Annotated in this window: 24 protein-coding genes; 4 read left to right on the top strand and 20 right to left on the bottom strand. The window is 71.2% G+C overall.

Annotated features, from left to right (window positions below; all coding sequences use genetic code 11):
* Positions 1-27: 27 nt before the first annotated feature.
* From ABZ953_RS27720 to ABZ953_RS27735, 4 genes are all read right to left on the bottom strand, one after another.
* Positions 28-930: a 3-hydroxybutyryl-CoA dehydrogenase gene (locus ABZ953_RS27720; protein ID WP_361728912.1), complete on the bottom strand. Its 903-nt coding sequence runs from the start codon at positions 928-930 to the stop codon at positions 28-30.
* A 100-nt stretch (positions 931-1,030) separates the two neighbouring features.
* Positions 1,031-2,029 (bottom strand): ketoacyl-ACP synthase III, encoded by a 999-nt coding sequence (locus tag ABZ953_RS27725; RefSeq protein ID WP_361728915.1) that lies wholly within the window; start codon positions 2,027-2,029, stop codon positions 1,031-1,033.
* Position 2,030: 1 nt separating this feature from the next.
* Positions 2,031-3,380: a crotonyl-CoA carboxylase/reductase gene (gene ccrA, locus ABZ953_RS27730; protein WP_361728918.1), complete on the bottom strand. Its 1,350-nt coding sequence runs from the start codon at positions 3,378-3,380 to the stop codon at positions 2,031-2,033.
* A gap of 231 nt (positions 3,381-3,611) precedes the next feature.
* Positions 3,612-4,064: an SRPBCC family protein gene (locus ABZ953_RS27735; RefSeq protein WP_361728921.1), complete on the bottom strand. Its 453-nt coding sequence runs from the start codon at positions 4,062-4,064 to the stop codon at positions 3,612-3,614.
* Between the two features lie 104 nt (positions 4,065-4,168).
* On the opposite strand from ABZ953_RS27735, the gene ABZ953_RS27740 reads away from it, so the two are divergent.
* On the top strand, positions 4,169-5,146 hold the full coding sequence (locus ABZ953_RS27740; RefSeq protein ID WP_361728924.1) for an ornithine cyclodeaminase family protein: 978 nt from the start codon (positions 4,169-4,171) through the stop codon (positions 5,144-5,146).
* Positions 5,147-5,151: 5 nt separating this feature from the next.
* On the opposite strand, the gene ABZ953_RS27745 is transcribed toward ABZ953_RS27740, so the two are convergent.
* From ABZ953_RS27745 to ABZ953_RS27780, 8 genes are all read right to left on the bottom strand, one after another.
* On the bottom strand, positions 5,152-6,441 hold the full coding sequence (locus tag ABZ953_RS27745) for a sulfite oxidase (RefSeq protein ID WP_361728926.1): 1,290 nt from the start codon (positions 6,439-6,441) through the stop codon (positions 5,152-5,154).
* A gap of 63 nt (positions 6,442-6,504) precedes the next feature.
* Entirely contained in the window at positions 6,505-7,116 is a 612-nt protein-coding gene (locus ABZ953_RS27750; RefSeq protein ID WP_361728928.1) for a sugar kinase, read from the bottom strand.
* Positions 7,117-8,274 (bottom strand): ROK family glucokinase, encoded by a 1,158-nt coding sequence (locus ABZ953_RS27755; RefSeq protein ID WP_356248777.1) that lies wholly within the window; start codon positions 8,272-8,274, stop codon positions 7,117-7,119.
* Positions 8,275-8,577: 303 nt separating this feature from the next.
* Entirely contained in the window at positions 8,578-9,399 is an 822-nt protein-coding gene (locus tag ABZ953_RS27760; protein WP_361728932.1) for an ATP-binding cassette domain-containing protein, read from the bottom strand.
* Positions 9,400-9,407: 8 nt separating this feature from the next.
* A complete protein-coding gene (locus ABZ953_RS27765; RefSeq protein ID WP_361728935.1) occupies positions 9,408-10,463 on the bottom strand; it encodes an ABC transporter permease in 1,056 nt (351 codons plus the stop codon).
* Entirely contained in the window at positions 10,460-11,479 is a 1,020-nt protein-coding gene (locus ABZ953_RS27770) for a sugar ABC transporter substrate-binding protein (RefSeq protein WP_361728938.1), read from the bottom strand. Before ABZ953_RS27770 ends, ABZ953_RS27765 begins: the two co-directional genes overlap by 4 nt.
* 95 nt (positions 11,480-11,574) lie before the next feature.
* Positions 11,575-12,582 carry a sugar ABC transporter substrate-binding protein gene (locus tag ABZ953_RS27775; RefSeq protein ID WP_361728941.1) on the bottom strand — a complete coding sequence of 336 codons (1,008 nt, stop codon included), beginning with the start codon at positions 12,580-12,582 and terminating at the stop codon, positions 11,575-11,577.
* Positions 12,583-12,706: 124 nt separating this feature from the next.
* On the bottom strand, positions 12,707-13,444 hold the full coding sequence (locus tag ABZ953_RS27780) for a GntR family transcriptional regulator (protein WP_361729324.1): 738 nt from the start codon (positions 13,442-13,444) through the stop codon (positions 12,707-12,709).
* Between the two features lie 154 nt (positions 13,445-13,598).
* On the opposite strand from ABZ953_RS27780, the gene ABZ953_RS27785 reads away from it, so the two are divergent.
* A complete protein-coding gene (locus tag ABZ953_RS27785) occupies positions 13,599-14,630 on the top strand; it encodes a Gfo/Idh/MocA family oxidoreductase (RefSeq protein WP_361728943.1) in 1,032 nt (343 codons plus the stop codon).
* A gap of 39 nt (positions 14,631-14,669) precedes the next feature.
* Here the strand turns inward: ABZ953_RS27785 and ABZ953_RS27790 are convergent, their stop codons facing one another.
* From ABZ953_RS27790 to ABZ953_RS27805, 4 genes are all read right to left on the bottom strand, one after another.
* On the bottom strand, positions 14,670-15,110 hold the full coding sequence (locus ABZ953_RS27790; protein ID WP_361728946.1) for a PaaI family thioesterase: 441 nt from the start codon (positions 15,108-15,110) through the stop codon (positions 14,670-14,672).
* 9 nt (positions 15,111-15,119) lie between these two features.
* A complete protein-coding gene (locus tag ABZ953_RS27795; protein ID WP_361728949.1) occupies positions 15,120-16,322 on the bottom strand; it encodes a cytochrome P450 in 1,203 nt (400 codons plus the stop codon).
* 83 nt (positions 16,323-16,405) lie between these two features.
* The gene (locus tag ABZ953_RS27800; protein WP_361728951.1) at positions 16,406-17,077 is read right to left on the bottom strand and encodes a response regulator transcription factor; all 672 of its coding nucleotides are present in this window, start codon (positions 17,075-17,077) and stop codon (positions 16,406-16,408) included.
* The gene (locus tag ABZ953_RS27805) at positions 17,074-18,351 is read right to left on the bottom strand and encodes a histidine kinase (RefSeq protein WP_361728954.1); all 1,278 of its coding nucleotides are present in this window, start codon (positions 18,349-18,351) and stop codon (positions 17,074-17,076) included. Before ABZ953_RS27805 ends, ABZ953_RS27800 begins: the two co-directional genes overlap by 4 nt.
* 156 nt (positions 18,352-18,507) lie before the next feature.
* Here ABZ953_RS27805 and ABZ953_RS27810 point away from each other — a divergent pair, with 156 nt between their 5' ends.
* The gene (locus ABZ953_RS27810; protein WP_361728957.1) at positions 18,508-18,714 is read left to right on the top strand and encodes a hypothetical protein; all 207 of its coding nucleotides are present in this window, start codon (positions 18,508-18,510) and stop codon (positions 18,712-18,714) included.
* 44 nt (positions 18,715-18,758) lie between these two features.
* Here ABZ953_RS27810 and ABZ953_RS27815 read toward each other — a convergent pair whose 3' ends face one another.
* A complete protein-coding gene (locus ABZ953_RS27815; RefSeq protein WP_361728959.1) occupies positions 18,759-19,175 on the bottom strand; it encodes a ribonuclease domain-containing protein in 417 nt (138 codons plus the stop codon).
* Positions 19,176-19,288: 113 nt separating this feature from the next.
* On the bottom strand, positions 19,289-19,897 hold the full coding sequence (locus tag ABZ953_RS27820) for a dihydrofolate reductase family protein (protein WP_361728962.1): 609 nt from the start codon (positions 19,895-19,897) through the stop codon (positions 19,289-19,291).
* A 218-nt stretch (positions 19,898-20,115) separates the two neighbouring features.
* Between ABZ953_RS27820 and ABZ953_RS27825 the strand changes: the two genes are divergently transcribed.
* Positions 20,116-20,856 (top strand): SDR family oxidoreductase, encoded by a 741-nt coding sequence (locus ABZ953_RS27825; protein WP_361728965.1) that lies wholly within the window; start codon positions 20,116-20,118, stop codon positions 20,854-20,856.
* Positions 20,857-20,937: 81 nt separating this feature from the next.
* Here ABZ953_RS27825 and alc read toward each other — a convergent pair whose 3' ends face one another.
* Together alc and allB are read right to left on the bottom strand one after the other, a co-directional pair.
* Positions 20,938-22,053: an allantoicase gene (gene alc / locus ABZ953_RS27830; RefSeq protein WP_361728968.1), complete on the bottom strand. Its 1,116-nt coding sequence runs from the start codon at positions 22,051-22,053 to the stop codon at positions 20,938-20,940.
* A gap of 4 nt (positions 22,054-22,057) precedes the next feature.
* A complete protein-coding gene (gene allB / locus ABZ953_RS27835) occupies positions 22,058-23,398 on the bottom strand; it encodes an allantoinase AllB (RefSeq protein ID WP_361729327.1) in 1,341 nt (446 codons plus the stop codon).

Genomic DNA, 23,398 nt, shown 5'->3' on the forward strand with positions numbered 1-23,398 from the left:
GCCGGGGACCGCCGCCCCGGAGGGGTTCTACGCGTACGCGTAGAACCCCCGCCCCGACTTCTTGCCGAGCATCCCGCCCTCAACCATGCGCAGCAGCAGCGCGGGCGGCGCGTACAGCGGCTCCTTGAACTCCTCGTACATGGCGCTGGCGATCGCGACGGTGGTGTCGAGCCCGATCAGGTCCGCGAGCCGCAGCGGCCCCATGGGGTGCGAGCAGCCCTGCACCATGCCCTGGTCCACGGTCTCGGCGGTGGCGAGCCCGGACTCGACCATCCGGATCGCGGAGAGCAGATACGGAAAGAGCAGCGCGTTGACAAGGAAGCCCGCCCGGTCCGGGGACCGCACCGGCTTCTTGCCCAGTACGTCGGTGACGAACTGCTGTACGTCATCGGCGACTTGGTCACCTGTCAGTACCGAGGCGACTACTTCCACCAGCGGCAGCACGGGGGCCGGGTTGAAGAAGTGCGTGCCGACGACCCGGCCGGGAGTGCCGGTGGCGCGGGCCAGGCGGACGATGGGAATGGAAGAAGTGTTGGACGCCAGGATCGCGTCGGGGCTCTCGACGATCTTGTCGAGCTTCGCGAACAGCTCGAGTTTCAGTGGTTCGCTCTCCTTCACCGCCTCGATGACCAGGTGACGGTCGGCGAGTTCACCCAGATCCGTCGTGAAGGAGACCCGGCCGAACGCCGCGTCACGCTCCTGCGGTGTGAGCCGCCCCTTGGCGACGGCCCGGTCGAGCGAGCCCGCGACGCGGCGCGGCCCCGACTCCAGGGATGCGGCGGCGGACACCGCGACGACGACGTCGAGTCCCGCTTTCGCACACACTTCGGCGATGCCGCTTCCCATGATGCCGCTGCCGATGACGCCGACCCGGTCGATGACGCGCGCCGGCTGTGCCGTGGTCGTGGATGCGGACGTGGACGTGGTCATACAGCCCTGCTTTCTTGAGAGGATCTCGCGAGTTCGTGGCCCCGGGACTGCGCGGGTGGGACGGGGCGGTGGGCGGGGCGGGGAGTGCGCCGCGCACGGATCAGGCGGTGGCTCCCCAGATCAGTAGCGACGCCCCGATGGACATGCCGCCGCCGAATCCGGCGAGCAGCACGAGGTCACCCGGCGAGACGGCTCCGGAGCGGTTGGCCTCGTCGAGCGCGACGGGGACAGAGGCACTGCCCATGTTTCCGTGGGTGCCCAGAGTGCGGTGGGTGTGTGCGCGCTCCAGGCCCGCCCGGGCGACGAGTTCGTCGAGCATCACTCCGTTCGCCTGGTGCGGGACGAAGTGGACCACCTCGTCGAGCGTGACGCCGGCGCGCTCCGCGAGGGTGGTCAGCACGGGCGGAACGTGTTCAGCGACGAAGTCGCGCACCTCGCGGCCTTCCATACGGAAGAAGTGGCCGCCTTCGGCGACGGTGCGCGCCGAGGCCGGATTCCTGCTGCCACCGGCTTCGACTCGGATCAGCCCGTGGGCATCGCCCCGGCTGGCGAGTTCGACGCCGATCATCCCGTACGGCGCCGGAACGGACCCGACGAGCGCGGCACCGGCCCCGTCCGCGAACAGCACGGCGGTCCTGCGGTCGTCGAAGTCGAGGACGCGGGAGTAGAGGTCGGCGCCGATGACCAGGACGATCGCCTCGGGTCGGACGGCGACCAGGCTCTGGGCGAGGGCCAGCGCGTAGACGAATCCGCTGCAGACCACGTTGACGTCGAAACAGGCGGCGCTGCGGGCGTCGAGGCCGTCCTGCACCAGGTAGGAGGTGGGGGGCTGCGGAAAGTCGCCGGTGGAGGTCGACACGATGATGTAGTCGAGCCGGTCGGCGCTCAGGCCGGCCCGCGCCAGAGCCTCGGCGCCGGCCCGGATCGCGAGGTCGGACGTCGCCTCGTGCGGGGCCGCGAACCGGCGGGACCGGATCTGCGTCTTGCGCTCGATCCACTCCGCGGTGACCCCGGCGCGAGCCGCGATCGCCTCGTTGCCGACCTCGTTCTTCGGCACGTACGAACCGGTCGCGAGAATTCCCACGTTGCGGTGCGGCACGTCAGACCGCCTCGGTGCGACGGAATTCACGCAGGGGATTGATCCGCTGTTCTCCTATACGGGACCGAAGTTCCGGGTCGGTGACACCGAGGCCCTCCTCCGGCGCCAGACACAACACTCCCACCTTCCCGATATGCCCGTTCGTCTGTACCAGCCGGGCGGCTTCGGCAACGCCCTCCAGCGGATAGACATCGCAGAGAGTCGGAAAAAGGCGGCCGAGCCTCACGAGGCGGTTGCATTCCGCCTGTTCCTGAAGATTCGCGGCATGACTACCGATGATCCGCTTCAGGTTCATCCAGAGATAGCGGTTGTCGAAATGGTGATCATATCCGGTGCTCGAACCACAGGTGATCACGATTCCGCCCTTACGGACCACGAAGACGGAGATTCCGAAGGTGGCCCGTCCTATGTAGTCGAAGACGACGTGCGGGTCCTCACCCACCTGTCGCCGGATCTCACGGCCGAGTCGTTTGCCGAGTTCGATGGTCCGCTCGGGAGTGAGGGGATCGTCACCCCCCATGCCGATCTCGCCGCGGTTGATGATCACGTCGCAGCCGAGCCGCCGCAGCACGTCGGCGCGGCGCTCGGAACCGACCACCCCCACCGGGATCCCACCCGCGTTCTTCACCAGTTGCACGGCGAAGGCGCCGAGTCCGCCGGCAGCCCCCCAGATCAGCACGACGTCGCCCTGCTTGATCCGCGAACCCGCGTCGCTGACCAGCATCCGGTAGGACGTGGCAGCCGTGAGCATCACACCGGCCGCCTCCTCCCACGTCAAGTGCGGGGGCTTGGGCAGCAGTTGGCCGGCCCGGACGACCGCGTAGTGGGCGAGCCCGCCGAAGTTGGTCTCGAACCCCCAGATGCGCTGCTGCTCCCCGAGCATGGCATCGGCGTGGGTGGCCGGCTCCTCGTCGTCGACCTGCACACAGGTGACGACGGCGTGGTCGCCGACCCGCCAGCGCCGCACCCCCGCGCCGACCCGCACGACGACTCCGGCGGCGTCCGAACCGACGACGTGGTACGGCAGATCGTGCCGGGCCGCGTAACCGCCCTGTCCGGCATTGCGCTTGAGGAAGGCAAAGGTGGGTACCGGCTCGAAGGTCGCCGACCAGACCGTGTTGTAGTTGATGGAACTCGCCATGACCGCCACGACGACTTCGTCGGGAGCGATGTCCGGCATCGGCACCATTCCCACATGCAGGGATTTCCGTACGTCCTTGTCCGGCACTCCGTCGAACATTCCGACGTCCGACGCCCGTAAATGCGCGGCCAGATATTCTCCGGGAAGTGCCAGTCTTTCCAGTTCCTCGGGACCGGCATCCGCGAGCAGTGCCTCAGCCAGAGAGTCCATGCTTCCCCTTCCACCATGATGAACGGGCCGACGGATTCCCCAAAACGGCCTCGCGGGCCACCCAAACGATACGGATACCGCCAGGGCCCGCCTACCCTTACTGGCCCCCTAGGCCTTGTATCGAAAGTGGATTCTGGACGACAGCGGCAGCGGCGGCGGCAGGCGCTCAGGGACCGACATGCCGAGAGCCCCGACCTCTCCGGATCGGGGCTCTCCACGTCAGGGGCGAGGTCAGACCTCGCCGCGCCACGCGCCGGTCTCCACGCCGCCGCGCTCCTCGATGAACTGCTTGAACCGACCCAGGTCGCCCGTCACCTGCCGCTTGACGAGGCCGAGCTTGTCGCCGACCGTTTCGGCCAGGCCCTCGGGGTCGTACTTCAGCTGCAGCATGACCTTGGTGCGGGTGTCGTCCAGGCGGTGGAAAGTGACGACGCCTGCCTGCTTGGCCTGGCCCTCGACGGTGGTCCAGGCCACGCGCTCGTCGGGGATCTGCTCGGTGATCGCCGCGTCGAACTCCCGCTCCACGCCGTCGATCTTCGTCACCCAGTGGGTGAGTTTGTCGGTGCGCTGCTCGATTCGCTGCACGCCCTCCATGAAACGGGGGAACGACTCGAACTGGGTCCACTGGTTGTACGCGGTGCGGACCGGCACGTTGACTTCGATGGACTCTTCGACCTGCGACACGGATGACACCTTTCCTCGTGGACGTGCGCCTTCTGCCTTCACCCCCGCGAGTGCCCAGGGCCTCTGTTTTCACTCACGTCCCGCCCAGTGGGTAGGGGAACCGCATGAACGCACCGACACCCGCACCGACGCCCCCATCGGCCCCGGCCTCCGCCACGCCGCACCTCGACGCCGACGCCGTGCGGCGGCTCGTCCCCATGTCCGCCGCGGTCGGCGCGCTGGAGGCCGTCCTCGCCGCCGGGCTCGATCCGGCGGCGGAAGCGCCGCGTTCGGTCGTCGAGGTGCCCGGCGGTCAGCTGCTCCTGATGCCGTCGGCCACGGCCTCGTACGCAGGGGTGAAGGTCGCCACGGTCACGCCGGGCAACGCGGAGCGCGGGCTGCCGCGCGTCCAAGGGCTGTACCTCCTCCTGGACGGCATGACCCACACACCGGTGGCGCTCCTGGACGGGATCGCGCTGACGTCGTTGCGCACTCCGGCCGTGTCCGGGGTGGCGGTCGGGCGGCTCGCGGTCCCCGGGGCCGAGCGGCTGCTGGTCTTCGGGACGGGCCCGCAGGCGTGGGGGCACGTCGAGGCGGTACGGGCGGTGCGTCCGGCGCTGCGGCACGTCGACGTGGTCGCGCGGAACGCCGGCCGGGTCGCCGCTTTCGTCGACCGCTGCCGTGCCGCGGGGCTCTCCGCGGCCGCGGCGACGGCGGAGGCGGTGGCCCACGCGGACGTGGTCTGCTGCTGCACCACGGCCCGCGAGCCCCTCTTCGACAGCTCGCTGCTGCCCGACCACGCGACGGTCGCCGCGGTCGGCTCGCACGAGCCGGACGCCCGTGAGGTGGACGCCCGCCTCGTGGGCCGCGCCACGGTGGTGGCTGAGTCCCGCGAGGTCGCGGAGCGGGAGTGCGGCGACCTGGTCCTCGCGGCCGCCGAAGGAGCCTTCGCCATGGAGCGGCTGCACACCCTTGACGCTCTGGTCCGGGGCGAGGTGCGGCCGGTCGAGGGGCGGCCCCGGCTGTTCAAGTCGGCGGGGATGGCCTGGGAGGACCTGGCGGTGGCGGCCGCCGTCTACGAGGGGTGGGCGGCCGCCGGGTGAGTGCGTCAGGCCCCCACCGTCACCGCGTGCCGCACCACCGCGTCGAACAGGTACCCCTGCGTGTTGTGCACCGTCGTCTCCGGCTGGGTCCGGCCCGTGGAGTCCGTGGCGCGGGAGAGGAGTTCGACGGGGCCGGGCTTGCCGGGGGTCCACGGCGTCGACCAGCGGGTCCATGAGCCGGGGTGCGAGGAATCGTGCAGGTGGGCCCGGCGCCAGGAGGCGCCGCCGTCCGTGCTGACCTCGACCCGGGTGATCGCGCCCGACGCGGACCAGGCGCGGCCGGTGAGCCGGTGCCTGGTGTGCGCGGGCAGGGTCGCGTTCCAGGGGAGTTCGAAGGCGGACTTGAGGGTCTGGCGGGTCAGCGGGGCGCTGCCCTCGGGTGGGTACGCGTCGCCGTACAGCCGGTAGAAGTCGGTGTTCCAGGGCGAGTAGAGGGGCACGGACGAGACCTCGATGTCGCCGAGCCACTTGATCGAGGAGATGCCCACCCAGGACGGGGCGAGGACCCGGACCGGGTACCCGTGGTCGAGGGGAAGGGGCTCGCCGTTCATCTCGTACGCGAGGAGGACGTCGTCCAGGGCCTTGGAGACCGGCATGGGGCGGCGCACACGGCCGTAGTTCGTGCCGTTCGACGTGACGTACTCGTCGTCGAGGCCGCGCGGCATCACGTCCACCGCGCGGTGGGAGAGGCCCGCCCGGCGCAGGACGTCGGAGAGGCGTGCGCCGCGCCAGCGGGCCGTGCCGATCGCACCCGTGGTCCAGGGCGTGCCGGAGGCCGGCTGGTTCTGCTGGGTCTTGAAGAAGTTCCTGGCGTTGCCCGCGCACTCGACGAACGCGGTACGCGTCACCGAGGGGAGACTCCGCAGGTCCGCGAGGCTGAACTGCCGTGCGCCGCCCGCGAGTCCGTCGCCCCAGATGCTCAGCCGCCAGGTCGCGGCGTCGATCCGCGGCGTCGTCGTGTGGTTGCGGACGAAGAAGTGGGAGGCGGGCGTGAGGTGGCCGGTGTCCGCGAGGGCCTCGAAGCGGGTCTCCGCGTTGGTGCCGTGCACGATGAACCGTTCCGGGGGCAGCGGCTTGACGATGCCCTCCCCCGCCACGCCCGAAGCACCCGCTGTGCCCGCCGCGGTCGCCGTGTTCGTCGACAAAGCGACCGGCGCCGTGGAGGCGAGGCCCGCGGCTGCCAGGAGCCGCAGGAGGTCACGGCGCGCCACCCCGTCGGCGCGGGCCCGGCCGCCCGCCCACTGGTGCAGCCTGCGCCGGTCGTACGCCGCTTCTGATTCCGGGAATCTGGTCATGGCCACACGCTATGAGGGCCGTGCTGAGGCGCACCGGAGAACGCCCTGATCCGTCCGCACCGGTCAGGGTGTCGTCGACGACACCACGTAGATCATCGGGTGCTGCGCGTTGGAGCGGTCCACGACCACGTCCTGCGTCGGCGCCGGGTTCTTCCGGTCGTGGGTCAGGCCGGACCAGGGGCCGGGGCCCGTGAACTCCCAGCCGACGACCTTGCGGTCCCGCTTGCTGATGGTGATGTCGTTCGGCTTGAGCTTGTCCTCGGTGGTGCCGATCTCCTTGAGGAACTTCCGCAGGCCCTCGTTGCTGGTGAGGAACTGTACGTAGAGACGGCTGGTGCGCCAGTTGTTCGTCTCGTAGTACGCGACCTCCGCCGAGTACGGCTGGACCGGCACGTCGTACAGGCGGCGCTGCACCTTCGAGGGCCAGCCCGCGGTGAGGCCGGTCGCGGAGTACTTGTCCTCCTTGTCCCGGCCGCTGTTGCGACTTTGGTTCGCGGAGATCATCAGATAGCCGGCGGGGACGCCGATGAGCAGCACGATGATGATCGCCGTCAGCCAGCGGCGGCGGATCATGTGGCGGCGGTCCTCGGTCTTGCTGGCCTTGCCTCCGTCGCGGTGGTCCGGCTCGGGATGGCCGGAGCGGTCCGGGGACGAGGGCTGGCGGGGCACGGTCATCTACTGGGTTCCCTGGGAGGTGCGGTCGTTGGTGCGGCGCGCCTCTGCGTAGCGCTCGTAACGTTCGTAGCGTTCCACGCGGCGCCGGTTGGCGCGGCGGAAGCGGCGGGCGACCAGGCGGGACAGGTCGGCGGCGCCCACCATGCCGGCCTCGGGGCCGAGCTGGGCGCGGGCGATGCGGGCCTCGGGGCGGTAGCCGCGGCCGGTGAGGTGGCGGCGGAAGGCGTCGCGGGCCGGGCCGATCAGGAGGTCGTCGGCGGCGCTCACGCCACCGCCGATCACGAAGCAGGAGGGGTCGAGCGCGGCGGCGAGGTTGGCGATGCCGACGCCGAGCCACTGGCCGATGTCCTGGAGGAGCTCGACGCACATGGCGTCGCCCTCGCGGGCCAGCTCGGTGATGAGGGGGCCGGTGATGTCGGGGACGTTGCCCTTCACGCGCTCGATGATGCCGTACGCGACCGGGGAGTCGGCGGCGGCGAGCTCGCGGGCCTCGCGGACGAGGGCGTTGCCCGAGCTGTACTGCTCCCAGCAGCCGCGGTTGCCGCACGGGCAGCGGTGACCGCCCGGCACGACCTGCATATGGCCGAACTCGCCGGCCACGCCGAACTTGCCGCGCTTGACCTGGCCGTCCTCCAGGATCGCGCCGCCGATGCCGGTGCCGAGCGTGATCATGACCAGGTGGTCCTCGCCGCGGCCCGCGCCGAAGCGCCACTCCGCCCAGGCGGCGGTGTTGGCGTCGTTGTCCACCATGACGGGCACGGCGAGGCGGCCCGAGATGCGGTCGCGCAGGGGTTCGTTGCGCCAGGACAGGTGGGGCGCGAAGAGCACGCGGTTGCGGTCCGCGTCGACCCAGCCCGCCGCGCCGATGCCGACGGCGTGCACGTCGTGCCGGTCCGAGAGGTCGAGGACCAGCTCGACGATGGTGTCCTCGACGACCTTGGGGCTCTTCGACTTGTCCGGGGTCTCCGTGCGGAGGGTCTCCAGGATGTTGCCGTCGGGGTCGACGACCCCCGCCATCACCTTGGTGCCGCCGATGTCGATGCCGACGGTGTTGACGCGTGGCGCCGTGAGGTGTGATCGGCGTTCGCGGGTGCCCACGGTCCGCAGGACGGTGGCTCGTGCGGAGCCGCGGTGCGCGAGGTCGCGGTAGGTGCTCATTGCGGCGATTCTGCCTCACGCTCGCGGGGGCGCGCACAACGGGACCCCGGGGCCGGGGGCCCATTTCGGTGTCCCTGGGCCGGAGAGCCTGAAGGGGCGCGGGGAACTGCGCGCCCGGCCCGCGAAAAGCCGCAGTCGCAACTGCCGGGCCACCCCGCAGACGCGACTGCGGGTCGTTCGTGGTCGCTCGCGCAGTTCCCCGCGCCCCTAACAGGGCCTCGCGGCCCTCCCCGGAAGGGCTCCGGAGAAGCCGCAGGCGCGGCTGCGGCCATGTCGTGGTTGCTCGCGCAGTTCCCCGCGCCCCTAGAGGGCCTCCCGGCCCTCCAGCTCGTGGCGGAGGTCGTCCAGTTCGGAGCCGCCCGCCATCTGGCGGGTCAGCTCGTCGAGGGTGGTTTCGTCGCGGGCGTAGCTGCCGAACATCGTGCCGCGCTTGAGGAGTACGAAACGGTCACCGACCAGGTACGCGTGGTGCGGGTTGTGGGTGATCAGGACCACACCCAGGCCCGCGTCCCGCGCCGCGGCCACGTACTTCAGGACGACGCCCGACTGCTTGACGCCGAGCGCGGCGGTCGGCTCGTCAAGGACGAGGACCTTCGCGCCGAAGTACACGGCGCGGGCGATCGCCACGCACTGGCGCTCGCCGCCCGAGAGCGTGCCGATGGGCTGGTCGACGTCGCGCAGGTCGATGCCCATGCGCAGGAGCTCCGCGCGGGTCGTCCTGCGCATGAGGTCGACGTCCATGCGGCGGAAGGGACCCGTGCCCTTCGTCGGCTCGGAGCCGAGGAAGAAGTTCCGCCAGACCGGCATCAGGGGGACCACGGCGAGGTCCTGGTAGACCGTGGCGATGCCGAGGTCCAGGGCCGCGCGCGGCGAGCTGAGCCGCATGTCCTCGCCCTCGATGCGCAGGGCACCCGCATCGTGCCGGTGCAGCCCTGCGATGATCTTGATGAGCGTGGACTTGCCGGCGCCGTTGTCGCCGAGGACGCAGGAGATCTCCCCCGCGTGCACTTCGAGGGAGACGCCTTCGAGCGCGCGGATGTTGCCGTAGTACTTGCTGACGTCGTCCAGCTCGACGAGCGGCGTGCGGCCGCCCTCGTCCTCGGGGTCCGCGTCGGTCTTCGTCATGTCCGTGGTCACTTCGTCGCCTCCGCGCGCTTGCGGACCCAGTGGTTGAGCAGGGTCGCCAGGAGCAGCATCACGCCGAGGAAGAACTTGAACCAGTCCGAGTTCCACTCGGCGTACACGATGCCCTTGCTGACCATGCCGAAGATCAGCGCACCGACGGCCGCGCCCACCGCGGACCCGTACCCACCGGTGATGAGGCAGCCGCCGATGACGGCCGCGACGATGTAGATCAGTTCGTTGCCGACGCCCTCGCCTGACTGCACGGTGTCGTACGAGAACAGCAGGTGCTGGCCGGAGATCCAGGCGCCGAACGCGACGCCCATGTAGAGGCCGATCTTCGTCTTGGCGACCGGGACGCCGACCGCGCGGGCCGCGTCCTCGCCGCCGCCCACCGCGAAGATCCAGTTGCCGACACGGGTACGCAGCAGGATCCACGTGGCGACCGCGATAAGGGCGAGCCACCACAGGATCGTGACCTTGAAGCCGACGCCGCCGATCGTGATCGTCTCGGCGAAGATCTTCTTGGCGGACGAGAAGCCCTCCATGTCGGAGATCGACTTGGTGGAGACCGTGCCGCTGATCATCTTGGTGAAGCCGAGGTTCATGCCGGTCAGCATCAGGAACGTGCCGAGCGTGATGATGAAGCTCGGCGGGTCCGTGCGGGTCAGCATGACGCCGTTGAAGACGCCGATGGCGAGGGTGACGAGCAGCGAGACGCCGACGCCCACCCAGACATTCGCCGTCATCTGATAGCTGAACATCGACGAGACGAGGGCGGAGGTCGTCACGAGGACACCCGCCGACAGGTCGAACTCGCCGCCGATCATGAGCAGGGCCACCGGCACCGCCATGATGCCGAGCGTCGAGGCCGCGTACAGGACCGTCGCCAGGCTGGTGGCCTGCAGGAAGCTGTCCGCGATGAGCGAGAAGAAGATGAAGACGGCGATGGCGCCGACGACGGAGCCGAGCTCGGGGCGGCCCATCAGCTTCTTCAGCGGCGACGCCTTCACCAGGCGCTCGTCGGCCTTGGCGTCGGGCTCGGGTGCGGGTGCGGGCGCGGTCATCGGGTTCCTCGCTTCGCGTATTCCTCCAGCTCGGCGGCCTGGTCCTTGGTGACGATCTGCGGGCCGGTGAGGACGGGCTTGCCGCCGCCGAGGACGTCGGCGTTGTACTTGTACAGCCAGAGCAGGTCGACGGCCTCGTAGCCCTGGAGGTAGGGCTGCTGGTCGACGGCGAAGCCGAGGTCGCCGGACTTCAGGCCGGCCGCGACCTTCTCGTTCAGGTCGAAGGTGTCGACCTCCGCCTTGCTGCCCGCGCTGTCCGCGGCCTTCACCGCGGTGTCCGCGAAGGGCGCGCCGAGCGTGACGACCGCGTCGACCGACTTGTCGGACTGCAGCTTGGCCTCGATGGAGGACTGCACGTCGGGCATGTTGGTGCCGGTCACGTACAGGTTCTGCATCGTGCCGTCGAAGGTCTTCTTCGCGCCCTCGCAGCGCTGCTCGTGGCCGACGTTGCCCTGCTCGTGCAGGATGCAGAGCGCCTTCTTCTTGCCGCGCTTGTTGAGCTCCTCGCCGACGGCCTCGCCCGCGATCGTCTCGTCCTGGCCGATGTGGGTGAGCGCGCCGAACTCCTTGGACTCCGCGGAGCCCGAGTTCACCGTGATCACCGGGATGCCGGCCTTCTTGGCGCGGGCCAGGGCACCCTTCATCGCGGCGGGCTTGGCGAGGGTGACGATGATCCCGTCGACCTTCTTGTCGATGTAGGAGTCCACGAGCTGGGCCTGCTGCTGAGCCTCGTCGTCGTGCGCGTACAGAAACTTGATGTTGTCCTTGACCGCGGCCTGCTTGGCGCCGCTCTGGACGATGTCCCAGAAGGTGTCGCCATCGCCCGAGTGGGTGACCATGCCGAAGGTCCAGCGGGGGGTGTCCACCGCGGCCTTCCCGCCCGCCGCTGCCGCCTTGCGGGCGTCCTCGGCGCGCTTTCCGCCGGTGCTGCTGCAGCCGGTCAGTCCGGCGGTCACACCGAGCACCGCCACCAGCACGGCGCCTACCGCTCGTACCCCTGTCTTCACCCTTGCCACGACGCCGTGCCCTTCTTGCTCTGCTGCTCTGTGCGGCCGGTCCGGATCCCCGGCCCCAGCCGCCCAAGTATCGACCACGCGGATCACGCATGTGTTCATCGGGTACCGCGAGCGGTGTACTTCTCCAGCTTCGGCACGTCCTTCCCGGTGACGATCGCGGGTCCGGTGAGGACGGGCTTGCCGCCACCGATGACGTTGGCGTTGGTCTTGTGGAGCCACAGCTCGTCGAGGGCGAGGTACCCCTGGAGGTAGGGCTGCTGGTCGACGGCGAAGCCGACCGCCTTCGCCTTCAGCTGCTTGACGACGTCGGCGTTCAGGTCGAACGTGTCGACCTCCGCCTTGCTCCCCGTCTCGTCCTTGGCCTTCACCGAGTACGCGGCGATCGGCGCGCCGAGCGTGACGACGGCGTCGATATCCTTGGTGGCCTGGAGCTTCGCGCTGATGGAGGACTGGGCGCCCGGCGCGTTGGTGCCCTCGACGTTCAGGTTCTCGACCGATCCTTCGAAGGTCTTCTTGACCCCGGCACAGCGCTGTTCGAGGGAGACGTTGCCCTGTTCGTGGATGACGCAGAGCGCCTTCTTCTTCCCGCGCGTGTTGAGCTCCTCACCGACGGCCTCGCCCGCGACGGACTCGTCCTGGCCGATGTGGCCGAGCGCGCCGAACCGCGCGGAGAACTCGCCGCCGGAGTTGATCGTGACGACCGGTATGCCCGCCTCCGCGGCCTTGGCGAGCACGGCCCGCATCGCCTCGGGCTTGGCGAGCGTCACGACGATCCCGTCGACCTTCTTGTCGACGAAGGACTGGACGAGCTCGGCCTGGCCCTTGGCCTCCTTGTCGTTGGCGTAGAGGAACTGGATGTTGTCCTTCCGGGCCGCCTGCTTGGCGCCGCTGCGCACGATGTCCCAGAAGGTGTCGCCCTCGCCGGAGTGCGTGACCATCGCGATCTTGAGGCGGGGCGTGTTCACGCCCGTGCCGCCCCCGCCCCCGCCGCCGTCCCCGGACCCGTCCTCGTCGTCCTTGCCGCCGGAGCTGCTACAGCCGGCGGCGAGCGCGATCGCCGCCAGACAGGCCGTGACGCTCCTCGCCGTACGGGATGTGCGCATGGTGGACCACCCCTCTTCTTCCGGCCGCCTCGGTGCGGCTGGAGGAGTTCTAGCGGGGGGCGCGTGGGAGCGTCAATGGCTTTGTCAGAACATTCTGACGGCGGCCTCACCCGTCGCCGGACCGCTACGGCCGTACGAGGAGCTGGAACTCGAAGGAGTAGCGCGAGGCCCGGTAGACGTGCGCGCCGTACTCGACGGCCCGTCCCGTGTCGTCGAAGGTCGTGCGCCGCATCGTGAGCAGCGGCGCCCCGGCGGGCTCGGCGAGCAGCTCGCCCTCCGCCGCGGTGGCGGCGCGGGCGCCGACGGACTGGCGCGCGCTGTGCAGGGTGTGGCCCGCGGCGCGCATCAGGCGGTAGAGCCCGGTGGCCTCGAGGCGTGCGGTGTCGAGGTCGAGGAGCCCGGTCGGCAGGTGGTTGCACAGGTGCGCCATGGGTTCGCCGTGGGCGAGCCTGAGCCGCTCGACGAGGTGCACGTCGTCGCCCTCGGCGACGCCGAGGGCGGCTGCGACCTCGGCGGAGGCCGGTTCGACGGTGTTGCGCAGGACGCGTGTCTCGGGGCGCTGGCCCGCGGCTTCCAGGTCGTCGAAGAGACTGCTGAGCTCAAGGGGCCGCTTGATCTGGCTGTGCACGACCTGGGTGCCGATGCCGCGGCGGCGCACGAGCAGGCCCTTGTCGACGAGGGACTGGATGGCCTGGCGGACGGTGGGCCGGGACAGGCCGAGCCGTCCGGCGAGCTCGATCTCGTTGCCGAGGAGGCTGCCCGGCGTGAGGGCGCCGCGCTCGATCGCCGCTTCGAGCTGTTGGGCCAGCTGGAAGTAGAGCGGGACGGGGCTGCTGCGGTCGACGCCGAGCCGGAGGTCCACGGTGGGGTCCTGGACCGGCTTGTCCTGAGCTGCTTTGGCGACTGGTTTGGACACGGGGCGAGCGTAGTCCCAGGAGAGGATGACGGGAAGTTCTTAAGTTCTGTTGTCCGGACAATCCATTGACAGCGGGGGCGGGCGTCGCGAGGGTGGGTCCATGCGCATCGGACTGATCGGAACCGGCCGGATCGGCACCTTTCACTCGGCGGCCCTGCTCCGCCATCCGGCGGTGACGTCCCTGGTGATCGCCGACGTGGATGCGGCGAGAGCGGCCGACCTCGCGGCGCGGACCGGCGCGACGGCCGTGCCCTCGGTCGACGAGGTCTTCGCCGCCGGGGTGGACGCCGTGGTGATCACGGCGGCGACCTCGGCGCACGCCGCGCTCATCGGCAGGGCGGCGCGCGCCGGGCTCCCGGTGTTCTGCGAGAAGCCCATCGCCCTCGACCTGCCGGGCACGCTGGCCGCCCTCGCCGAGGTCGAGGCGGCGGGCACGGTGCTGCAACTCGGCTTCCAGCGGCGCTTCGACGCGGGGTACGCGGCGGCGCGCGAGGCGGTGCGCACGGGCCGGCTCGGACGGCTCCACACGGTGCGGGCGATCACCTCGGACCCGGCGCCGCCGCCCGCCGCGTACCTGCCGCTCTCCGGCGGGCTCTACCGCGACTGCCTGGTCCACGACTTCGACATCCTGCGGTGGGTCACGGGGCGCGAGGTCGCGGTGGTGTACGCGACCGGTTCCGACAGGGGCCCCGCGATGTTCCGCGAGGCCGGTGACGTCGACACGGCGGCCGCGGTCCTGACGCTGGACGACGGCACGCTCGTCACGGCGACCGCGACCCGCACCAACGGCGCGGGCTACGACGTCCGCATGGAACTGGCCGGTGAGCGCGACCAGTTGGCGGTCGGCATGGACGAGCGCACGCCCCTCACCTCGGCGGAGCCGACGGGTCCGGCCGCCCCGGTCAAGCCCTGGCCCGGTTTCCTGGAGCGCTTCGCCCCCGCGTACGAGGCGGAGCTCGCCGCCTTCGTCGATGTCGTACGCGGCGAGCGGGCGAACCCCTGCGACGGCCGCGAGGCGCTGCACGCGCTGCGGATCGCGGAGGCCTGCGAACTGTCGCGGCGGGAGCGGCGGCCGGTACGGATGTCCGAGATCCCGCGGGACTCCGAGGGTTACGAGGGTTACGAGGGCTGAGCCCCCTGAGGCTCAGGGGGCTCAAGGGGCTCAGGAGGCTCAGGCCGTCGAGAGCACCGTGCCCTGCGCGATCGCGCACAGCGTCTCCGTGCCCTCGTCGCCCACGGCGGAGAGCTCGCAGCGGACCACCGCCTGGCGGCGGCCCGAGTGGGCGACGACGGCGCGGGCGACCAGTCTGACGCCGGTCGCCGGGCGTACGTACTGGATGGAGAAGCCCGAGGTCAGCACGGCGGGCCCGAGTGTCGTACCGGCCGCGAACGTGATGCTGTTGTCGGCGGCGTACGCGAGCACGCCGCCGTGCAGGAAGCCGTTCTGCTGGTGGAGTTCCTCGCGGATGCCGATCTCCAGCGTGGCCGCCCCCTCCCCGAACCGCGTGAGGCGGGCCCGGACCAGAGCGCTGAACGGCTGGGCGTCCAGGACCTTCTGGGCTCTGGCGAGGTCGAGGGGGTCGGTCGGCTGCGCGGGCGAGGGCTCGGTCATGACCGACTACTACCACCGGACGGGGAGGCTCCGCACCCCTCTGATCAGGGTGCCCGGCAGCCACTCCCCCGGCGGCCCGTCCGGGGCGAGGTCCGGGCAGCGGGTCAGGAGGGAGCCGAGCGCGATCTTCGCCTCCGCCCGGGCAAGGGGCGCGCCGAGGCAGTGGTGCAGGCCGTGGCCGAAGGCGACGTGGCCGCGCGGGGCGCGCCGGATGTCGAAGCGGTCCGGGTCGGGGAAGCGGGCGGGGTCCCTGTCGGCCGCGAGGAGGGCGATCCGGACGACGGAGCCCCGCGGGATGACGAGGCCGCCCAACTCCGTGTCCTCGGTGGCGAAGCGGTACGTCGCGCCCTCCACCGGGCCCTCGAAACGCAGGCCTTCCTCGATCGCGCCGTCGAGAAGGCTCATGTCGGCACGCAGGGCGGCGAGTTGCTCGGGGTGGGTGAAGAGGGCGTGCACGGTGTTGGCGATCAGGTTGACCGTGGTCTCGTGCCCGGCGATCAATAGTACGAAGGCCATGGCGCGCAGTTCGGCGGGCGAGAGGCGGTCGTCGTCCTCGTGGCCGGTGGTGCGGATCAGGGCGCTCAGCAGGTCCTCGCCGGGCGCAGAGCGCTTCTCCTCGACCAGGTCGGCGAGATAGCCCGCCAGTGCCACGAAGGAGGCGCGCTCCTCCTCCTGGTTCGGCGAGGCCACGACGCCGTTCGACATGCGGCGGAAGGCCTCGCGGTCGATGTCGGGGACGCCGAGCAGCTCACATATGACGGTGATGGGCAGCGGGAAGGCCAGCACTTCGAGCAGATCGCCGCGGCGTTCGTGAGCCGTGCCGCCCTCGGTGAGCATCGCGTCGAGGAGACCGTCGGTGATGTGCTGGATGCGGGGGCGCAGGGCCTCGACCCGGCGGGGGGTGAACTCGCGGGTGATGAGCCCCCGAAGGCGCGTGTGGTGGGGCGGGTCGGCGATCAGCAGATGCGTGCCGATCAGCTCCTCCTCGTGGAAGGCGAAGCCGGCCGCCGCCGACGAACTGGCGAAGCGGGGGTCGGCGAGCGCGGCCCTGCACTCCTCGTACCCGACGACCAGATAGGCCTCGCCCGTGTCCTCCGGGGGTGGCAGGCGGACGCGGTGGACGGGTCCGAGGGCGCGCAGTTCCGCGTACACGGAGTGCGGGTCCTGTCTGAAGCGCGGGCCGTACGTCGCCAGGTCGATGCTGTCCGCCATGCAGGTCTCCTCCAGAGGCTCAGCCGGACAACGCGCCGGTCGAGGCGTTCTGTTCCCCCCGGCCCCGACCGCCTCGATCCCGCTCAGCCGTCCTGGTCGAGAAGTCCCGCGTCGTGCGCAAGGAGAGCGATCTGCACACGGTTGTTGAGGTCCAGTTTCGTCAGGATCCGGGAGACGTGCGCCTTGACCGTGGCGACGCTGAGGAACAGCCCGGCCGCGATGTCCGCGTTGGACCCGCCACGGCCGACCGCGACCGCCACCTCGCGCTCGCGCTCCCCCAGTGAGTCGAGCCGCTCCAGCGCCCGCCGCCTGCGGTCCAGTTGCGGGTCCACGCCGGTCACCCGCGTGATCAGCTGCTGGGTGACCGTCGGCGAGAGCACCGGCTCCCCGGCGGCCACCGCCCGCACCGCCGCGACGATCTCGGCCGGCGCCGTGTCCTTGAGGACGAACCCCGCCGCGCCTGCGCGCAGGGCACGCAGGACCTGCTCGTCGGCGTGGAAGGTGGTGAGGACGATGACCTCGGGGGCGCCCGGGCGCCTGCGCAGGGCCTCCGTGGCGGCGAGGCCGTCCATCGTGGGCATGCGGATATCCATCAGGACGACGTCGGGGCGGACTTCACCGACCAGGCCGGCGACCTCGGTGCCGTCGCCCGCCTCGCCCACGATCTCGATGTCGTCCGCGCCGCCGAGCATGAAGGAGAGCCCGGCGCGCACCAGCGGATCGTCGTCGACGAGCAGCAGCTTGATCGGTTTCATGGCGCCCACGGTAGCCAGGCCTCCAGATGGAATCCTCCGTCGGGGCCCGGCGCGTGGTCCAGCCGGCCGCCCGCGAGCGAGGCGCGTTCGGCGAGCCCGATCAGGCCCTGTCCCGAGCCGGGCACGTGGGGCACGTCGCCGGGTGGCGCGGGGTTGCGCACGGACAGGGTCAGGCCCTCGTCGGGCGTGCCCGTGACGGCGACCGTCACCTCGGCGCCGGGGGCGTGCTTGCGGGCATTGGTCAGGCCTTCCTGTGCGATGCGGTAGGCGGTGCGGCCGAGCGCCGCGGGGACGGCGGCGGGGTCGGGGACGCGGTTGTCGAGGACGACCTTCATGCCCGCCTCGCGGGACTCGGCGACCAGGGTGTCCAGGGCGGTGAGGGTGGGCTGCGGGCGGCCCGAGGCGTCCGCGTCGCCGCCGCGCAGGACGCCGATCACCTGGCGCAGGTCCTGCAGGGCCTCGTGGGCGCTCTCCCGGATGACACCGGCCGCCCTTGCGATCTCCGCGCGGGGCGCGTCGGGGCGGAATTCGAGGGCGCCCGCGTGCACGCTGAGCAGGGTGAGGCGGTGTGCGAGCACGTCGTGCATCTCGCGGGCGATGTCCTCGCGGGCGAGCCGCTGGGCCTGTTCGGCGCGGAGCGCGGCCTCGTTCTCGGCGCGGACGGCGCGGTCCCTGAGGCTGACCAGGAGCTCGCGCCGGGAGCGTACGAACATGCCCCAGCCGATGACCGCCGCGCTCACCACGACGCCGAAGCCGATGGCGACCCCGTACGGCATGTCCGCGTCGGGCCGTAGCCGGTAGACGAGGGGCAAGGTGGCGATCGAGGCGCCGCCGGCCCACGCGACGTACCGGAACGGCCGGTGCACGGCGAGGGTGAAGAGGGCCACCGCCGAGGCGCCGCCCGCCGTGTCGGAGATCAGCGAGACCGGCACCATCGCGAGGGCGAAGCCGAGCGGCCAGCGCCTGCGCAGCCAGACCGCGGCGCAGGCGAGCGCGCCGACCACCTGGTCGAGCTCGGCGGCTGCCGGGGAGACGTGCGGGTTGGCGCTGACGGCGTCGGCGCCGATCATCCCGATGAGGACGGCGGCCAGGAAGCAGCCGAAGTCGGTGAACCAGTCCCGCGCGGTCCGCCGTGACGTGCGCCCCGCACGACCCGGGTCGAACTCCCGGGCGACGGCGGAGGGCAGCGCCCACGCGTTCCCGGCCAGGGGCGTACGGCCGGGCGCGGGCTCCGGCCCGGGCTCGGGCCTTCGCGTGGGGTCAGTGCCGCTCATGGTCGACAAATCTACGCACCGGTGACCGCCGCGGCTCGCTCCGCGCGTGATCGGCTACCAAAGTCACGCAGGTCACCGACTTTCGGACCGCTCACAGGGGAGATCCTCGCCCCGCGGCCGATGCCCGCGCGAACGGTACGGGACGACGATCTCCCCATGAAGCAGCTACTGGAGTTCCTCGGTGTGTTCCTGCTGTTCCAGGGCGCGGTCGGCCTGCTCCACGAGCTCACCGGCACACTGCGCGGCTGGGGCCTGGTGCAGCGTCTCGGCTTCCTCGACGGCCACGAGCTCTACGCGAGCGTGGCTCTGACCGTACTGGCCTGCGCGCTGTTCGCCGCCGTGCGGAGCCGACGGGCGGACTGACCGTGCCCGGGCGGACCGACCGTGCCGAGGTTGCCCGCGAGGGGTCAGCAGCCGTGGTCGACCCGGTCGAACGACGCGTAGTGGTCGGCCGTGTAGTAGTCCTCCTGACTCTGTTCGCCGGTGACGATGCGGCGGGCGCCGCGGTCGTCCGAGCCCGGCGTGACGACCGTGTACTCGTGGTAGTAGCCGGAGCCCTGCTGCGGCAGCTCGTTCTCACGGTTCTGGAAGACGGTGCCGTCCTGAGGGAACGGGTAGGGGCCGCCCGCCTCGATCAGGTCGAAGGTGTCGTGCGCCTGGGAGGGCAGCGCGGAGTAGCAGATCTTGCCGACGGCGGTGACGGAGTGCGCGACCGGGGCGACCGGCGCGGCGCTCGCGGTGGCCGCGGCAACGGGGCCGCCGACGAGGAGGGCGGCGGCAAGGGCGGTGGCGCCGAGGAGACGGCTTCGTGGGGGGATTCGCATGGGTCCAGTGTGACGCGCGTAGAGGTTGGCGTGTCAACGTCAAGTTCGTGAAGTTTTCCGGGAGTTCACCACGCGGCGGGCCCAGAACGCACCGGACCCACCACCGCCTCGGCCTAGTAACTGCCGTACTCCGGGCGCCCCTCGCGCTCGTACGTGCTGATGACGACGCCCGTGGAGGTCGTACGCGACCGGGTGTGCCGGAAGGCGGTGGGCAGGGCGCCCTCGGTGAAGAGGCGCTTGCCCGTGCCGATGACGACGGGGAACGTCATCAAGTGCAGGGTGTCGATCAGGTCGTGCGCCATCAGGGAGCGCGCGAGACCGGCGCTGCCGTGCATCTGCAGCTCGCGGCCCGGCTGTTCCTTGAGCGCGGTGACGTCCTTGACCAGGTCGTCCCGGCCGATGACGCGCGTGCCCTGCCATGCGGGGTCGGTCAGGGTGGTGCTCGCCACGTACTTCGGCAGGGAGTTGAGGCGCGAGGCGATCGGGTCGGTGGGGTCCGTCATCCGGGGCCAGTATCCGGCGAAGATGTCGTACGTCGCCCTGCCGAGCAGGAAGGCGTCGACCCGGTCGAAGTTCTCCTCCATGAAGGCGCCGAAGTCATCGTCCCCGTAGGGCACCGACCAGCCGCCGTGTTCGAATCCGCCGTCGCGGTCCTCGTCCGGGCCGCCCGGGGCCTGGATGACGCCGTCGAGGGTGAGGAACTGGGTGAGGGTGAGCTTCATGGCGCGTGCCTTCTCTCCGATGAGGGGCCTTCCGAGGCCGTCTTCGTACGGCTCTCACCCACTCAGACCCCGCGACCGCGCCGAAGTCATCGCTCCGCGAGAGCCGTGTCCGATTGCCGCCAGCCGATGCGCGCCCCGGCGACTTTCATTGAACCCGCAAGCACTTCTCGCCCAGAGCGGTGCGGAACCACCGATACACATGCGGAAGAGGTACGGACATGTCTTCACTCAGCGGCAAGACCGCCCTGGTCACCGGCGGCAGCCGCGGCATGGGCGCGGCGATCGCGCTGCGCCTTGCCGAGGAGGGCGCGGACGTGGCGATCACCTACGTCCACAGCGAGGACGCGGCCCGCCGGATCGTCGCGAAGATCGAGTCGATGGGGCGGCGCGGCATCGCGCTGAAGGCCGACGCGGCGCACGCCGGGGACGCGGCGGGAGCCGTGGACCGGGCCGCCGACGACCTGGGCGGCCTGGACATCCTGGTCAACAACGCGGGGATCGGGGTCCTGGGCCCCGTGGGCGATCTGACGCTCGCCGACATCGACCGGGTCCTCGCCGTCAACGTCCGCGGGGTCTTCCTGGCCTCGCAGACCGCGGCCGGTCTGCTGCGGGACGGCGGCCGGATCATCACCATCGGCAGCTGCATGGCCCAGCGCGTTCCCGGCCCCGGCGGCACGCTGTACGCGACGAGCAAGGCCGCGCTGATCGGCCTCAACAAGGCGCTCGCGCGGGAGTTGGGCGGGCGCGGGATCACGGCGAACCTCGTACAGCCGGGCCCGATCGACACCGACATGAACCCGGCGGACGGCCCCTTCGCCGATGGCCAGAGCGCCATGACCGCCCTCGGCCGCTTCGGCTCCGCCGACGAGGTGGCGTCCCTGGTCGGCTATCTCGCCGGGGCCGACGCGGCGTACGTCACCGGCACCGAGCTGTCGGTGGACGGCGGTCACGCGGCCTGACGTGCCCGTACCCGGGCATGGGTGTGGGTGTGGGGCGCACCGGGGCTGTCCACCCGGTGCGCCCCACGTTCGGGGGGCGGATCAGCCGCCCAGCTCCTGGTGACGGGCGGCCAGCCTGGCCGCGCCGTCCTCGGTCAGCGAACCGAACAGGCGCAGGCGGGAGATGCCGCCGTCCGGGAAGATGTCGACGCGGACGTGCGTGCCGACGACCGGCGCGTCGAGGACGAAGCGGTGGTTGGTGTCGGGTTGCAGGCGGGTGCGGGGCAGCGCCTCGGCCCACTCGCCCGACTCGCCGTCGCGTACCGAAAGGGCGGCCCAGCCTGCCGAGTTGCCCTTGAGGTAGGCGGTGTCGATCTCGACGACCCGGATCTCGGACTGCTGGACCAGCTGGTAGCGGATCCAGTCGTTGCCGTTGTCGCGGCGCCGGCGGGTCTCCCAGCCGTCGTCCATCTTGCGGGAGCGGCCCGGCTGGATGGTGTTGGTGGCCGGGGAGTAGAAGCGGTCGGAGGCGTCCTCGACCTGGCCGCCGTTCTCCAGGGCGATGACGTCGAACGTGCCGAGCGCGGCGAGCCACTTGGGGTCGGCTACGACCTCGCCGTACACGCGGAGGCGGGCGATGCCGCCGTCGGGGTGCTGGTTGACGCGCAGGTGCGTGAAGCGCTGCTCGACGTCGACGGCGAAGCCGTTGGCGGCGTGGCCGCCGACCGGCGTGCGCGGCACGAGGGTCGTCCACTTCACGTCGTCGCCGCAGAGCTCCTCGGGCGTCGGCGAACCGTCGACGCTGGTGCCCTCCACGGAGACGGCCTGCGGGTAGTTGCCGCGGAAGTGGGCGGTGTCGATGACGATGCCGCGCACGACGCCCGGGGCGCCGAGCCGGACGAGCGCCCAGTCGTGGTCGTCCGCGGTGGGCCAGGGGTGCTCGCCGGAGACGCCGCGCCTGCGGCGGGTCTCCCAGCCGTCCATGACCTTGCCCTTGTGCCCGAAGTGCTCGGGGTCGAACACGGCGGGGTGCGCGAGCAGCAGGTTCTCGCGCATCGCGAAGAACTCGTCGTTGGCGGCGATCACACCGGCGCCGAGCTGCCGGTCGGCGAGGTTGGCGTACTGGGTGAAGGGGAAGTCGGCCGTGCGGTAGTCGGCGTAGGGCTCGCCGCCGCCGTAGGGGCTTGCGTCGCCGGTGAAGTGAGGTATCGCCGTCACGATCTCAGTTGTTCCTTTCCAGAAGTCGGCCTGCGGGTTCGCTGAACTCGCCGCCGTGCAGAATGCGTTCGCCGCGCAGCCAGGTGGACTTCACGACGCCGCTGAGGGTCTTGCCCGCGTACGCCGTGACCCGGTTCCGGTGCTGCAGCTCCGCGGGGTCCACGGTGAAGGTCTCGTCGGGCGCGAGGACCGCGAAGTCGGCGTCGCGGCCGGCCTCGATGGCGCCCTTCCGGCTCAGTCCGACCAGCTCCGCGGTGCGGGCGGACATCCACCGCACCACGTCGTCGAGGCTGTGGCCGCGCTTGCGGGCCTCGGTCCAGATCGCGGGGAGGCTGAGCTGGAGCCCGGAGATGCCGCCCCACGCGGTCGCGAAGTCGTCGGTCTTGAGGTCTGCGGTGGACGGCGAGTGGTCCGTCACGATGCAGTCGATGGTGCCCTCGGCGAGCGCCTCCCAGAGCAGGTCCTGGTTGGCGGCCTCACGGATGGGCGGGCAGCACTTGAACTCGCTGGCGCCGTCGGGGACTTCCTCGGCGGTCAGGGTCAGGTAGTGCGGGCAGGTCTCGACGGTCAGCTCGACGCCCGCACGCTTGGCGGCGGCGACGAGCGGGAGCGCGTCGGAGGAGGACAGGTGCAGTACGTGGACCCGCGCGCCGATCCGCTTGGCGACGGCGATGAGCCCCTCGATCGCGGTGTCCTCCGAGATACGGGGCCGGGTCTCCAGGTAGTCCGCGTAACGGGGGCCGCTCTTGTGCGGGGCGGCGTCCAGCTCGTGGGCGTCCTCGGCGTGCACGATGAGGAGCCCGCCGAACCCGGCGATCTCGGCCATGGAGGAGGCGAGCTCGTCCTGGTTCAGCGAGGGGAACTCGTCGACACCCGACGGCGAGAGGAAGCACTTGAAGCCGTAGACACCGGCGTCGTGCAGCGGCTTGAGGTCGGCCACGTTGTCGGGCAGTGCGCCGCCCCAGAACCCCACGTCGATGTGGGCCTTGGCGCGGGCGACCTCCTGCTTGGTGCGCAGGTTGTCCACCGTCGTCGTGGGCGGCAGGGAGTTGAGGGGCATGTCGACCAGGGTGGTGATGCCACCGGCGGCCGCGGCGCGGGTGGCGGTCCAGAAGCCTTCCCACTCGGTGCGGCCCGGGTCGTTCACGTGGACGTGCGTGTCGACCAGGCCGGGCAGCAGCGCGTCGTCGCCGAGGTCCTCGAGGCGCGCGCCGTCCGGCACTTCGGCGTCGTACGCGGCGACCGCCACGATCCGGCCGCCGGAGACGGCGACCGAGGCGGCCCGCGTTCCCCGCGGAGTGACGACACGGGTCGAGCGGAGCACCAGCTCCACCTCAGCACCCAC

Source organism: Streptomyces sp. NPDC046465, from assembly GCF_040646035.1.
Classification (GTDB): domain Bacteria; phylum Actinomycetota; class Actinomycetes; order Streptomycetales; family Streptomycetaceae; genus Streptomyces.

Bases quoted from the DNA above. Each gene is read 5' to 3' on its own strand.
- ABZ953_RS27720 (WP_361728912.1), bottom strand. From the start codon at position 930: ATGACCACGTCCACGTCCGCATCCACGACCACGGCACAGCCGGCGCGC.
- ccrA (WP_361728918.1), bottom strand. From the start codon at position 3,380: ATGGACTCTCTGGCTGAGGCACTGCTCGCGGATGCCGGTCCCGAGGAA.
- ABZ953_RS27740 (WP_361728924.1), top strand. From the start codon at position 4,169: ATGAACGCACCGACACCCGCACCGACGCCCCCATCGGCCCCGGCCTCC.
- ABZ953_RS27745 (WP_361728926.1), bottom strand. From the start codon at position 6,441: ATGACCAGATTCCCGGAATCAGAAGCGGCGTACGACCGGCGCAGGCTG.
- ABZ953_RS27750 (WP_361728928.1), bottom strand. From the start codon at position 7,116: ATGACCGTGCCCCGCCAGCCCTCGTCCCCGGACCGCTCCGGCCATCCC.
- ABZ953_RS27755 (WP_356248777.1), bottom strand. From the start codon at position 8,274: ATGAGCACCTACCGCGACCTCGCGCACCGCGGCTCCGCACGAGCCACC.
- ABZ953_RS27760 (WP_361728932.1), bottom strand. From the start codon at position 9,399: ATGACGAAGACCGACGCGGACCCCGAGGACGAGGGCGGCCGCACGCCG.
- ABZ953_RS27765 (WP_361728935.1), bottom strand. From the start codon at position 10,463: ATGACCGCGCCCGCACCCGCACCCGAGCCCGACGCCAAGGCCGACGAG.
- ABZ953_RS27775 (WP_361728941.1), bottom strand. From the start codon at position 12,582: ATGCGCACATCCCGTACGGCGAGGAGCGTCACGGCCTGTCTGGCGGCG.
- ABZ953_RS27785 (WP_361728943.1), top strand. From the start codon at position 13,599: ATGCGCATCGGACTGATCGGAACCGGCCGGATCGGCACCTTTCACTCG.
- ABZ953_RS27790 (WP_361728946.1), bottom strand. From the start codon at position 15,110: ATGACCGAGCCCTCGCCCGCGCAGCCGACCGACCCCCTCGACCTCGCC.
- ABZ953_RS27795 (WP_361728949.1), bottom strand. From the start codon at position 16,322: ATGGCGGACAGCATCGACCTGGCGACGTACGGCCCGCGCTTCAGACAG.
- ABZ953_RS27800 (WP_361728951.1), bottom strand. From the start codon at position 17,077: ATGAAACCGATCAAGCTGCTGCTCGTCGACGACGATCCGCTGGTGCGC.
- ABZ953_RS27805 (WP_361728954.1), bottom strand. From the start codon at position 18,351: ATGAGCGGCACTGACCCCACGCGAAGGCCCGAGCCCGGGCCGGAGCCC.
- ABZ953_RS27810 (WP_361728957.1), top strand. From the start codon at position 18,508: ATGAAGCAGCTACTGGAGTTCCTCGGTGTGTTCCTGCTGTTCCAGGGC.
- ABZ953_RS27815 (WP_361728959.1), bottom strand. From the start codon at position 19,175: ATGCGAATCCCCCCACGAAGCCGTCTCCTCGGCGCCACCGCCCTTGCC.
- ABZ953_RS27820 (WP_361728962.1), bottom strand. From the start codon at position 19,897: ATGAAGCTCACCCTCACCCAGTTCCTCACCCTCGACGGCGTCATCCAG.
- ABZ953_RS27825 (WP_361728965.1), top strand. From the start codon at position 20,116: ATGTCTTCACTCAGCGGCAAGACCGCCCTGGTCACCGGCGGCAGCCGC.